A 12,408-nucleotide genomic window follows, 5' to 3' on the forward strand; every position below is an offset into this window, starting at 1 on the left:
GTTATAAATCTGTTCCTTATAATTTCCCGACCACCTTGCGGATGCTCACTTCCTTCTTCTCAAAGCTGTCCCATGTCACGTTGCTGATGACTTTCATGTCTCGGCCGATGGAAGGACGGGCCGGCTGGCTGTATTTTCTTGTGCGACGGTCAATCTGGCGTTGCGCCTCCTTTCCGAGACCTTTCAGGTCAGGGGTACGCAGACCGTTCTGTTCCGGTGCGACACCATGTTCGTACTCGATGTCCTTGGCAACGACCTGGCGGTTTATACGCTCGTTGATGACGGCCTCCTGCTGGGCGCGGATGAAACGTTTCTCGGCTTCCGTCTGCTCCTGCTGGGCACGGTGGATCATCAGCGGGAACGAAGCCACACACTCAAAGCGCATCGCTCCGCCCTTATCCTTGTACAGCAGACGTACGCTGCTCATGTCATAAGGATCGTACTGGACATAGAACTTCTTGTAGGTGTTACGTCGGCGCCATTCCAGATCAGGCTCACCGGGGGCGGAGAAAACCTCGTAAGGGTATTTCTTTCCCTGTACCGTGATCTCGATACCGTTGGCGGTGAACAGCGACGGTTTCTCGGTCGTGTACCAGAACATCTCCACCATATCCGACACACTTACCGCATCGGTAGCCTCGTTCACGCTGGTATTGTACATCTCAATCCGGGAGATGCCGGTGGCAGGGTGTTTCATTGAATTCCACTGCTCACGGGCGGCGGCATACTGTTCCTTCAGTTCCTCCAATGTGGGGAGGGAGTCGATGTTCGCGTTGATGAATTCCAAATTCGGACGGCTTGTATCTCTCTTTGCCGTAATATTCTGCCCGGTGAAACCGAAACGTTTCTTCAATACCTGGCTCTGGAAGCGGTAGAAAATGTTCTCAATCGTCTTAGATTCGCCATTATACGGAGCTGTCGGGCGGTGGATACGGCTGATCTTCGAGAAAAGGCCCAGCGCCGCGTTCTTCTTATGACCGCCCTGGTTATCGCACACGATCTCGTAGGGTTTGTGCCGGCTCGTCTGGATAGCCATGCGGAAAGCATGGTACTGGGCGATATAGTCCTCGTTGTCGCTGATGTAATAACCGAGCAGGACTTCACTATAGGCATCCACCACCTCGTACACGCTTGTAGTGCACTTGTTTCCGTTCTCGTCACGATAGTAGAGGTTCAGCTTCGTGCCGTCGCCATACCAGAGGCTGTCACGACGGCCCGGAAGGATGGTCCGGTGCTTGCGGTCATAACGCTGGTGTGCCTTCATTTCCCCATAAACGGCATCGTACCACAGAGGTTCGACACGCGGGCTGTTGAACCATTCGCGGAGGCTGCGGGGACTCTTCAGGGGCTTCCAGCCACGTTCCGGAGCGACACGGTTGTACTCCTCGAAGATCTCCATGTCAGTATAAACCGGAACGCGGCTGCGTTTCAATGCTACAAGGTAACGCCCGCCGTCCTCCTCGATCTTCAGCGTGTTGCTGTTGCCGTATTTACCGCTCACAAGCACACCGTAGTTGTCGGGACGGAACTTGTTTATCAGGGCTTTCAAACGCCCCACACTGCCCGGAAGACTGTGCCCGTACACCGGACGCCATTCCTCACTCGTGACAAGCAGAAGTTCCCAAAGGTTACGGCGGAAACCGGTCAGCTTGTTATTGGATGAACTCAAGCGTTTGAACTCTTCCATCAACGCGTTCAGCACCGAAGCGTTCCAAGTGTATTCCTTCTTCACATCCTCGGGAAGAGCGACCATCTCACCGTTCTTGTCGTAACGGTAATCCTCGAAAAAGTTCTCGGCCTTCTCGTCTTTCTTCACTATGTTACGGATCATTTCCTGTCTCATTTGTTTCTCGGGTTCGCCATGACGCTCAACCCAACGTTTCTTGTATTTCTCGGGAAGGGAGGAATAGGCATACAGAGCCGGATTATTTTCACCACCGCCACGGGAAACGACATCCAGTTTTTCTCGGGACAGCTGGCTATTCAAAGTGCCTTTGGGCATTATATCCAGCAACTCTTTGTAAGTTACACACAATATATTATCAAAGTATTCCATCTCCCAGCTTGATTATCAATCCTCTAAATCATTCAAAGGGACATGCTTCTTCAGCAGCCGCACGGAGATCCCGAAATTCAACACTACGAGAAGTTCCAGCAGCGGATTAATAAAAAAAATAGAGAGCAGGATCCCGAAACTCATACAGAAGTAAAGCACGCAAAAGCGCTGTTTTCGTTTCAGACGAGCAAACCAGTGCAGCTGGTCGCTGAACAATGTCATCAAATCATTTTTCATGGCTACTTGTATTTTGAGGATTACCACCTACTTTGGATCCACCGCGCTCAATGGCGAGCTTACGAATGGAACGGGCCAGTTTGCTGTTCTTACGGAAGGCAAGCGCATGACTCACCATCACGTTTGTACAGCCCATCAGTTCGGCAATTTTATTCACCTCACCGTATTCTACAACTATTCGTTCTTTCATACTATCTAATATTTAAATTATCGTAGTGGGCAGTCGCGGATTCGAACCGCGGACCATAACCTCTCCATTATAGGAGTTTAGTTTGTTCTACCAGCTGAACTAACTGCCCGAGAAAATTATTAAAGCTCCTTTATCGCATCCTCCGGAACACATATTACAGTCCAAACCTGACCATTTTTCATATAATCGATATTATATTCCCGCACGAACGTACAAATGTTATAATCCCAGTCACGAACTATACCATCAATGATCTCACCATTTCTCTTGGTGATTCTCACACTTTGTCCCTTTTTAAATTTTACTTCCATTTTGCTTCTTTTTAAATTCTCATTGTTACCTCAAGCCTTTTTTGTAGCTTTGGGGCGTGTTTAAACTTTAATCACGTGGCAAATATAGTCTAAGTTTCTTAGACAACAAAGTATTAATCCAAATAATTTAGATTTATGAGCGTTTTTTCTAAGAATCTTAGATATCTAAGGGAGAGTAGGGGACTTAAATTAGATGAATTTGAGTTTCTGGGCATCAAAAAAGGTACAATGTCAAACTATGAACTGGGTAATACAGAACCTAAATTGAGTTTGTTATGTGAAATATCTAAGTTTTTTAGAATATCAATCGACGACTTTCTTTTAAAAGATATAGAAGCCGAAAAAATTACACCAGTAGTAACGGAAACAGCTCCTCCAGAAACAGCTAACAATAATTTTAGGGAGCTTCTGGATGTTTTAAGGGAAAAAGACTCCACCATTCGAGAAATGGCAGAGGAAATAGGGATGCTCAAACAGACAATTACACAACTTAAACAGGACAAGTCGGGGCGTGTTTCGGATGCAAGCGATTCTACGGTTGCCAATGCCATCTAAAACGTGTTTTATGGGGAAAGGGAGGTAAAAACAGTTAAATCACTATTTTACAGCAGAATATATAAAAATACAGGGGAGTAAATAAATATTATCTATATACAATTTACCCCCTACAATATTATAAAAACCGATGAATACCAAATAAAAAAAAGATATTTCCCCGTTTTATTAGAACAAAATAGGCACAAAAATGAATAACCAAATGAATAAGCAATCAAAACATTTCGTTTTTGTAATAGCTTAAATGAATAACCAAATGAATAAGCAAGTGAATAACCTTTCCACTTTTTAAGACGTTCAAAGCGTTCAAACGGATAAATACAGCCTTCCATCATAGTTTGACACTTATAAGGGCAAAAAAGCCGCTTTTGCGGCTTTTAATTGCGTTCTAAGGCATTTTATCCCTTTCTGGTACATGTTATCAAGCGAGACTGAATAATCATTGCACGTTTCGTGTATTTGGCAATGTCATCAACCAGTCCAGCATGTAAAAGACTACTCTTAGTGATTCCGACCTGTTTCTCCGTCAGAGTTTCAAAAATGGCCGATATACTACCAAAGTAGATGTTCTTTTTCTCAAAAATCAAATGTACATGGATAACTTTACTCATGATATATAGTATTTATTTCACTGCAAATATACCAAATATCAGCTATATGGAATAATTTTAATAAATAAAAATAGGAGAGAAGCGAAGCGCTCCCCTACTCCACTTGCATAAATTACACCATTTGGTTATCTTTGTATATGGAAGTATGGCCTGGGCAAAGCATCGGAGTGAAATAATACCATACTGCCTGAATTCTCCCCTACTCCACTCCTAATGTAAAGAGATTCATTTGAACGGCGTTCAAACAAGGTTCAAATGTAAGCTCGATGTAAAGCGATGTAAACGCTTCGTTTTTCCACCCAGCTCACTCCTACCCCGTTCTAACGCTTTGAAAACCAAAGCAATCAGATATTTTCAGACCGACCGAACTTTGACACGCATCGTTTCTCCCCCCTTACATCAGCCCCAAAGGAATGGGACTGAAAATCGTGGTACGTGTATGCCGGACAGACGGGACATTGCCCGAAACAATTCAGGAAATTGAAGATTTCCATCATGCTGCTTATCACAAAATCGCTTCCTTTTATGCCCAGCTCTGCGGAGTTGAGGTCGACACTTCCGGGCAGGATGTTAGCCGCACTTGCCTGTTCTCTTACGATCCGGATATTTATTTCAATCCCGATGCCACAGCTGTCATCGTGGAACAGCCACCGATGTTCTTCAAGTCTCAAAAGAAGAAAAGGGCATCCGGCAAAAAGAAAAAGACGACAGCACCAGACAACAATCCCCTCACCGAACAAGTGGCCCTCAACTACCATTCCTCGCACGCTTCCTTAATGGTGACTCTGAACTATTATCACAATAAATCCGAAAAGTACGTCACCGGCAACCGGAACAACTACCTGCATTGCCTAGCTTGTATGTACAATCGCTACGGCGTCCCCCAGGAAGAGGCGGCAGCTTTTATCAAGAGCCAGTTCACCGATCTTCCCGCGGATGAAATGGACGCACTGATCGGGAGTGCTTACGGACACAACGAGGAATTCGACACCCGCAAGCTGAATAGTACGCAGAAGCGAATGTTACAGATTGAGCAACATATCAAAGAAAATTACGATACACGCTACAACGAAGTGCTTCATATCATGGAATATCGCAGAAGGAAAACGGACACGGAGCAACCGGAACCTTTCCATATTCTCGACGAAATGATGGAAAACAGCATTTGGATGGAGATGAACGAACTGGGCTATTCGTGCACCGTCAAGACGATTCAGAATCTGATCTACTCCGACTTCAGCATCACCTACCATCCTATTCGCGAGTATTTAGACTCGCTGCCTGAATGGGACGGAACGGATTATATCGGTATCCTTGCCAACAGCGTGCATACTAGTCACCAGAAATTTTGGGTAGAATGTCTGGAACGTTATCTGGTGGGAATGTGCGCTGCCGCCACACAAGATGATGTGGTGAACCACACTGTTTTGTTGCTTTGCAGCGAAATACAGAACATCGGAAAGACTACGTTTATCAACAACCTGCTGCCGCCCGAATTGCGCGCCTATCTTTCTACCGGTCTTATCAACCCGAGCAACAAGGATGATCTGGCTAAAATAGCGCAGGCGATGCTTATCAATCTGGATGAGTTTGAAGGGATGAGCGGACGGGAACTGAATATCTTCAAGGATTTAGTCACCCGCAAAGTAATCAGCATCCGCCTGCCATACGCGCGGCGTTCGCAGAACTTTCCTCATACGGCTTCTTTTGCCGGCACATGCAATTACCAGGAAGTGCTTCACGACACCACAGGTAACCGCCGTTTTCTCTGCTTTCATGTCGACTCGATGGAGTTTATCAAAATAAACTACGCGCAGTTGTATGCACAAATCAAGTATCTGCTCAACAAGCCGGGGTATCAGTATTGGTTCACCCAATCGGAAAACTCACGGATTGAAGAGAACAACGAGGATTTCATTTTCCACTCACCGGAAGAAGAACTGGTGTTGACACATATCCGCAAACCGGAACGTTTCGAAAAGGTGCATTATCTGACGGTCACTGAAATTGCGGAATTGATTCGCGAACGAACGGGATATCAATATTCTCACGGAACCAAAGCCCAACTGGGAAAAGTGATGTCCAAACACGGCTTCGAATTTCATAAGGGAAAAAACGGGAGAAGATACGCTGTATTCATTATTGATGCGGAACAGGTGAAATCAAACAGGCTATATGAATAAGATTTCATCTCCTTCGCACGCAAAAAGGTGAGGGTTGGTGAGGGTACTTTTGCAACTTTTCATTTTTATATTTCTTATTTCTATTCTTCTATTTTCTTCTAAAAAAAAAAATACGAATGTTAGAAATTTACCCTCACCTACCCTCACCTTTTTCCTTTTTCTTCCTCTTTCTTCCTCAAAAAAACGGTGGGAAATTTGAAAAAGACAGTTATCTTTTTCAAATTTCCCACCATGTTTTTTTTAATCTGAATCGAAGTTATACTCCTAGCACAATACTAGCATCAATATTCAGCTTTTTACTTATTTCACGAGCCACTTTCAATGTCGGCTCACATTTTCCGGAAATGTAGTCACTAAGACGCGAAGGACTAACTCCTATCAGTTGTGACAGTGATTTCTGATTGAGCCCCATTTCGTACATACGAAGCTTCAGAACATCCACAAGCGAAGGTTCTCCCAAAGAAAAGTGTTCCTCTGAATAATCGGCAACAAGATTAGAAAGAAGTTCCAACTCGATGCTGTTAGGATCATTCAAAGGAGTATCATCCTTCACTAACGGAAGAAGATCCTCCACTCTCTTTACAGCCCATTCATACTGGTTTTGGTTTTCTATCTTTGTCATATTTTCAAATATTAGCACAATCTATTTTATCATATTCTTTATGAGTACCAATAAAGCGAATATATACAAACTTTACAGTGAACTTCACCACTACTACCAAGCGATAATTATTCCCTTTAACATTGAAAACATAATGCTGGTTACCTACACTGTCGGCACTATTAAAGGTCTTCTTTATATCAGCGAAACAAGCCCATTCACTTTTCTTTACTATAGTAACCCATTCTTGCAAAGCAACTTTTGAATCGGGATGCTCCTCTGCATATTCTCTTAACGCTTGTTCTGTAAATATTCTCATTAGTTACTCACTTATCATGCAACAAAAATAAGAATATAATTCCAATTTTCAAAATTATATTCCGATATTCGCAATTATGGATAAAAAAGATTCGCTTCTTATAAAGACATCGAAAATTCGATCCTACAACCTAACGCATTCATGATGCGATAGAAAGTAGAAACCTTAGGTTCTGTCTGACCACTTTCCACTCTTGAAATATAAGAACGATCGGAACCGATACGCCGGGCTAATTCTGCTTGAGTAATCTTAGCCTTTTTCCTTGCGTCTTCGATAATTTGCCCGGTGTAGAAAGCATACGCTTTTTCTTCTGCTTCCGCACGTTCGGGAGTACCTTCTGCTCCAAATTTCGCATCAAGAACAGCGTCATAATCTACTATTTGATGATTGTTTATCTGCATAATATTCCTCCTTTATTTTTAATGCTTTATCTATTTCACTACCCGGTGTTTTTTGCGACTTCTTTTGAAAGCCATTAAACAACACTACAATATTTCCATCATCAAAAATGAAAAATACCCGGTATATATTACCATTATATTCTGTACGAAGTTCAAAAACTCCGTCCTGAACAAATTTTACAAATTTAGTGGAGAGTCTTTCTTGTGTTTTCAACAAGAGTAGTCCATACTGGATTTTATCTTGTTCCTTTTCGGTTAAAGTCTCCATGAAAGCCTCAAAGTAACCTCCGTATGTACGGATCTTACGTTTCTTTTCCATACTGCAAATATACGAATTGTTGTTCAACTATACAACAATCGTCTTTTTATTTTATATTATTTTTCCTCAAATTCTCCAGCACGCTTTTTCTTCTCATAAGACACCAGCGTCTCTACACTAAGCGTTTTCCCATTCTTAGGGCTTATCACATCTACAACGCTTGCTAACGCACGAAAAGTCTGTTCGCAATTTGCTATTCCGTCATACGTCAACCTACCCTGATTGATGGCATCGAGCACAACAGAGACATATTGCTTCGGATTTCCCCGATACTCGATGATGACAGGCGGGAGATGCGACATCTCTCGAGTCAGTTGACCGACGATTCTTTTTTTTGGTCGAGCAGATCCATTAATTTTTCACTATGCACATTGATTTGTGCGGTTACTTCACGAAGTTCATCTTTCAATGAACACAATAATTCATCATTCAATGAATTTTCCATAAAACTTTCTATTTAATTGATTATAAAAAAGCCATTCCAGAAAGATAAGCAATCATTACTTACTTCCCGGAATGGTGTCTAATACCTCGAAAACAAAGACTTATATTCTAACCTAATGTACTCACTTTAATCCACTTCTTTTGATTTTGCATTCCATACCAGCAAAGCAAACAACACCGAAAGCAAAGCAGCACCAATCCAAAACCAATTGATATAAGTAAAGTCATAAACATCAACGCCATTCTGAACCGTTTTTTGCCCTTCTATCAGAATACCGCTCATCACGTCCTGCAATCCGGCACCGATATAACTGGCAATACCGACTACTCCCAATGCAGCACCCGAAGCATTACGGGGAGCAATATCCACTGCCATCAAACCACCCAGAAAACAGATCAAAACTCCGATACCTAAACCGAAAAGAACCATTGCCAACACGTCTATCCAAAAATGAGCTCCCGGAACTAAGAGAAACAAACAAAGAGCAAACACATTCATCAATCCGAAAATTAACGCAGGAACATTGCGACGTCCACCAAATAACTTATCAGAAATAACACCTGAAAACATAGTACCAATTATACCACAGACCGGACAAATAGAAATGATAAAACTGGCATCCAAGGTGGAGTAACCCTTTTGAGCTTCCAAATAAAAAACGCCCCAACTATTGATAGCATAACGACTGATATACATAAAAGCACTCGAAAGAGCCAGTATCCAAATGGCAGGCATCAGCAATACCTGACGCTGTGCTTTATTAAAATCAGCCGTTTCTGTCTCACTCATTTCCTTTTTCTGTTTGGGAACATTCACCGAAGGGAACCCCATGCTTTCGGGAGTATCATGGAAGAACTTCCAGACTATCAACGCTCCTATCAATCCCACTATACCGGCTCCGAAGAAACCATACCGCCAGCCCAACACACAGACAATTGAGGCTATTATCAGAAAAGTCAACGCTTCGCCGATATTATGGCTCGCAGACCAAAAGCCATAGTATGAACCGCGCTCTTTGTCCGTGAACCAACGAGAAAGCCCTACTACACAAGAGGCTGCTCCCATAGATTGAAACCAGCCGCTAATCCCCCAAAGGATAGCGAACAGGATAAAAGAATTAGTAAAACCGAGACAGAGGTTAACCAAAGCAGTTATCAATAAACCGGTAGTCATAAAACGGTTGATATTACTACGGTCGGCAAGGAAACCGTTCGTGAATTTTCCGATGGCATAGGTGAAAAACAATACGGAACCTATGATGCCTAACTCTGTTTCCGAAAAAATGCCTTCATCTACAATAGGTTTCTTTACGACATTCAGGCTAAGACGGCACACATAATACATACCGTAACCAAAAGTCGCAGAAAGGAAAGTAGACCATTTCAGAAACTTCAGACGGCGAGCATCGGATGAAGACAAAGCTTCTCCGTTACAAGGTCTCGGCGAAGAGACCTTGTAAAAATTGATTAGTTGTTTCAACATGAAGAAAGTGCGTTTAGTCGTGAAGTTTCTTTTCGCGTAGATACTCTAATAATAGAGCTGGGCGGTCTGTTTGAATTAGCTTGGCTCCCTGGCCAATTATCCACCCCCAACTTTCATCCGGCTGATGAAGTTCTACTGCACGGTCGTCGTCATGCCCGCCACATAGTTCGGGCCAAAGCGAATTTATAAAAAGATTAGAGCCTGTATTACGTACTTTCTTTATCAAATTAAGAATCTCCGGACTGTCACTATCAAACACTAATTCATAAGCAGCAGGTTTCATATGTGTCTGATAACTATCAATGACAGCTTCCGCCCCGTCTTTATGAAGTTGTACAATAGGCATGAAGATTACCTTATCCAATACATCACCGTTTTCAGCCTTGACTTGTTCATAAGGAAGTCCGGCTTTAATAATACATTGCTGAACAGTTCCTGTTTCTTTCAAAACAGCATATACATCTTTGAAGTAATCATAGCCTTTATCAATATTAACAAGGATCTTACCTTTACATAATGACATTACTTCTTCCAATGTCGGTATCAAATGAGCTGTTTTATGCCCTGTACCACTTTTCAAACGGAACTGACGTAATTCTTCCAATGTATAGTCTGCCGGATAACCTTTTCCTGTTGTAGTACGATCAATTTTCTTGTCATGCATCAAAATCAGATGTCCATCCTTGGTTTTCTTCAGATCGATTTCAATTACATCTACCCCCATATCAATACAATTCTGGATAGCCTGCAGGGAGTTCTCCGGAGCATTACGCCAGTCAGCTCGATGAGAAACAACTAAAACTGAATTACTTGCAGGCTTCTGTAGATTCGCAATTATTTTATCCGAATGATTCTGTGCCTCTAACCCTCCTATTATCAGAAGGGTTAAAGCTATTAATATATTTATCTTTCTAAGCATATCTTTTTATTTTTGTAAAGCATTTCTTTTTGCATTCTGTCCGCGCTGTGCCCATGGTGAATTTGCAGGCCCTTCAATACCACAATCAATAGCTATCAATTTGCAGGCACCATTATCCTCATACGTGACATACACAATACCATAGTCAGCAATGACTGGTGACGACCAAATTTTAGAACCTAATTGTCTCTTATATTTCTCCGTACCATCAGCATTCAATATTATATAGTTACCGCCATCATCACATATGTGAATATTTCCGTCACTGTCTATAGCCGGTGTTGTTCCTATTTCAGCGACAGAGGAATAACTCCATTTTTTTGCTCCTCCTTTAGTCAGGGCAACAACTTGGGCATTCGGATTCTTTGTACCCACATAGATGGTTCCGTCAGCACCGATAGCCGGTCCTCCCTGGTCAATCTTGCCCATAGTACCACTCGCCGGATATCTCCATAGCTCATTACCCTGGTTATCATAAGCAGCAACCACTCCCTCTGAAAATGCCACATATACATTTCCTTGCGCATCAATAGCGGGATATACAGCAGCAGCCGTATTTCCTTTCCCTAGATTAGGAGACAAGTTCACACCATCTTGCGTAGTACGGGCAAATCCGTTCGCTCCCGACAAGGCTGAATGGATAACTCCATTCTGTCCAACCGATATACCACCATTAGCACCACCATTGGGAGATTTGCGTCTCCAAAGTTGTCTGCCGGAACTACGGTCAACCATATGTACAGAACCATCCGTCCCTCTATTTCCAATCAAGATATTACCATCACGAGACAAAGCAGGAGAGATATAGGGAATATTAGTACCAATACCTAGTTCGTATCTCCACTTCTGTGTCCCATCCGGATGAATAGCATACAGACTGCTGCTTATGTTTTTGTCTGTTGTACTCGCACCCATATAAATAGTTCCGTCCGCACCTACCATAGGAGACGAACCTTGATCTCCAGCTCCTCCGTCCTTACTTAAATCAAACATCCATTTTTGCTCTCCAGACGGCGAATAAGCAAAAAGGTGGAGTGCATTGGATGACACATATACATCCCCGTTGTCACCTACAGCAGGGGATATGGATCGTAAAGAAGAAGATGTCTCAAACGTCTTGTCCCAAAGAATCGTCACTCCGGATATGGAGGTGTCACGAACGTACAGAGTAGCTTGTTTTGTATTAGTAGCTCCACGATCATCAGTAGTTGTCAGCTTTACTGTTACAAATCCAGTTGTCGTGAAAGTTATTTCCGGGTCTTTTTCTTGAGAGGTCTGTCCATTGCCAAAGTCCCACTCGTAAGCAACTACTTCTCCATCCTCATCCACAGACTTATCGGTAAATTGAACTTTCTCATTCACTTTACAAATGGCAGGGCTATAGCTGAAGTCTGTAACCGGAGGCATATTCGTCGGACGAATCACAACAGTATGGGATGCAGTTGCATATCCTCCGAATTCATCTGTCACGGTTAATTTAATAACATAGGCTCCAGCTTTCTTATACAAAACGGACGCATCTTTAGTAGTAGCCCTATTCCCTTCCCCCTCAAATCCAAAATGCCAGAAGTACTCTACTATCTCTCCTTCCGTCTTTACTGATTCATCAGTCAGATAAACGATATCACCGACCGTATATTCTTCTTTATCTATAGAAAAAGAAGCCTCCGGGGAGGTTGTCTGCCGCACTTCATCGCCGTCCTTACATGCAAATAGACAAACGACTGTCACTATCAGGAATATATATTTCTTCATAATCATTCTATTCATTATTTAAGA

Annotated in this window: 15 protein-coding genes, 1 tRNA gene and 1 pseudogene; 2 read left to right on the forward strand and 15 right to left on the reverse strand. The window is 42.7% G+C overall.

From position 1 onward, the window contains the following. Window positions 1–16: 16 nt before the first annotated feature. The 5 genes from KSX81_RS28425 to KSX81_RS28445 form a co-directional block, all read right to left on the reverse strand. Complete coding sequence (locus KSX81_RS28425) at window positions 17–2,056, reverse strand: hypothetical protein (protein ID WP_004327299.1); 2,040 nt, start codon at window positions 2,054–2,056, stop codon at window positions 17–19. A gap of 15 nt (window positions 2,057–2,071) precedes the next feature. Further along, window positions 2,072–2,293: a hypothetical protein gene (locus KSX81_RS28430; protein ID WP_005932418.1), complete on the reverse strand. Its 222-nt coding sequence runs from the start codon at window positions 2,291–2,293 to the stop codon at window positions 2,072–2,074. Beyond that, window positions 2,283–2,483 (reverse strand): hypothetical protein, encoded by a 201-nt coding sequence (locus KSX81_RS28435; protein WP_004327297.1) that lies wholly within the window; start codon window positions 2,481–2,483, stop codon window positions 2,283–2,285. The genes KSX81_RS28430 and KSX81_RS28435 overlap by 11 nt, the downstream gene beginning before the upstream one ends. Window positions 2,484–2,509: 26 nt before the next feature. Then, window positions 2,510–2,592 (reverse strand) — tRNA-OTHER (locus tag KSX81_RS28440). Window positions 2,593–2,602: 10 nt separating this feature from the next. After that, entirely contained in the window at window positions 2,603–2,794 is a 192-nt protein-coding gene (locus KSX81_RS28445; RefSeq protein WP_004327296.1) for a hypothetical protein, read from the reverse strand. Window positions 2,795–2,929: 135 nt separating this feature from the next. On the opposite strand from KSX81_RS28445, the gene KSX81_RS28450 reads away from it, so the two are divergent. After that, complete coding sequence (locus tag KSX81_RS28450) at window positions 2,930–3,349, forward strand: helix-turn-helix domain-containing protein (protein ID WP_004327295.1); 420 nt, start codon at window positions 2,930–2,932, stop codon at window positions 3,347–3,349. A gap of 398 nt (window positions 3,350–3,747) precedes the next feature. Here KSX81_RS28450 and KSX81_RS28455 read toward each other — a convergent pair whose 3' ends face one another. Further along, the gene (locus KSX81_RS28455; RefSeq protein ID WP_004327294.1) at window positions 3,748–3,960 is read right to left on the reverse strand and encodes a hypothetical protein; all 213 of its coding nucleotides are present in this window, start codon (window positions 3,958–3,960) and stop codon (window positions 3,748–3,750) included. A gap of 395 nt (window positions 3,961–4,355) precedes the next feature. Between KSX81_RS28455 and KSX81_RS28460 the strand changes: the two are divergent. Further along, window positions 4,356–6,143, forward strand: a pseudogene (locus KSX81_RS28460) (VapE domain-containing protein); the annotation flags it as partial. Window positions 6,144–6,399: 256 nt separating this feature from the next. On the opposite strand, the gene KSX81_RS28465 reads toward KSX81_RS28460, so the two are convergent. From KSX81_RS28465 to KSX81_RS28505, 9 genes are all read right to left on the reverse strand, one after another. Beyond that, window positions 6,400–6,765 carry a type II toxin-antitoxin system HigA family antitoxin gene (locus KSX81_RS28465; RefSeq protein ID WP_004319691.1) on the reverse strand — a complete coding sequence of 122 codons (366 nt, stop codon included), beginning with the start codon at window positions 6,763–6,765 and terminating at the stop codon, window positions 6,400–6,402. 4 nt (window positions 6,766–6,769) lie between these two features. Then, window positions 6,770–7,063 carry a type II toxin-antitoxin system HigB family toxin gene (locus tag KSX81_RS28470; protein WP_004302298.1) on the reverse strand — a complete coding sequence of 98 codons (294 nt, stop codon included), beginning with the start codon at window positions 7,061–7,063 and terminating at the stop codon, window positions 6,770–6,772. Between the two features lie 98 nt (window positions 7,064–7,161). Further along, window positions 7,162–7,464, reverse strand: coding sequence for a helix-turn-helix domain-containing protein (locus tag KSX81_RS28475; RefSeq protein WP_004302297.1), 303 nt, complete (start codon window positions 7,462–7,464; stop codon window positions 7,162–7,164). Beyond that, entirely contained in the window at window positions 7,430–7,783 is a 354-nt protein-coding gene (locus KSX81_RS28480) for a type II toxin-antitoxin system RelE/ParE family toxin (protein ID WP_004302296.1), read from the reverse strand. Before KSX81_RS28480 ends, KSX81_RS28475 begins: the two co-directional genes overlap by 35 nt. 56 nt (window positions 7,784–7,839) lie before the next feature. Continuing rightward, window positions 7,840–8,085, reverse strand: a complete 246-nt coding sequence (locus KSX81_RS28485; RefSeq protein ID WP_004302295.1) for a hypothetical protein — start codon at window positions 8,083–8,085, stop codon at window positions 7,840–7,842. A gap of 8 nt (window positions 8,086–8,093) precedes the next feature. After that, window positions 8,094–8,228, reverse strand: coding sequence for a hypothetical protein (locus tag KSX81_RS28490; RefSeq protein WP_004302294.1), 135 nt, complete (start codon window positions 8,226–8,228; stop codon window positions 8,094–8,096). A gap of 126 nt (window positions 8,229–8,354) precedes the next feature. Then, entirely contained in the window at window positions 8,355–9,710 is a 1,356-nt protein-coding gene (locus tag KSX81_RS28495; RefSeq protein WP_217725505.1) for an MFS transporter, read from the reverse strand. 13 nt (window positions 9,711–9,723) lie between these two features. Further along, window positions 9,724–10,629, reverse strand: coding sequence for a glycerophosphodiester phosphodiesterase family protein (locus tag KSX81_RS28500; RefSeq protein WP_004302292.1), 906 nt, complete (start codon window positions 10,627–10,629; stop codon window positions 9,724–9,726). A gap of 6 nt (window positions 10,630–10,635) precedes the next feature. After that, the gene (locus KSX81_RS28505) at window positions 10,636–12,390 is read right to left on the reverse strand and encodes a PKD domain-containing protein (RefSeq protein WP_004319695.1); all 1,755 of its coding nucleotides are present in this window, start codon (window positions 12,388–12,390) and stop codon (window positions 10,636–10,638) included. Window positions 12,391–12,408: the final 18 nt, after the last annotated feature.

This window comes from Bacteroides sp. MSK.18.37, from assembly GCF_019129155.2.
GTDB lineage: Bacteria > Bacteroidota > Bacteroidia > Bacteroidales > Bacteroidaceae > Bacteroides > Bacteroides ovatus.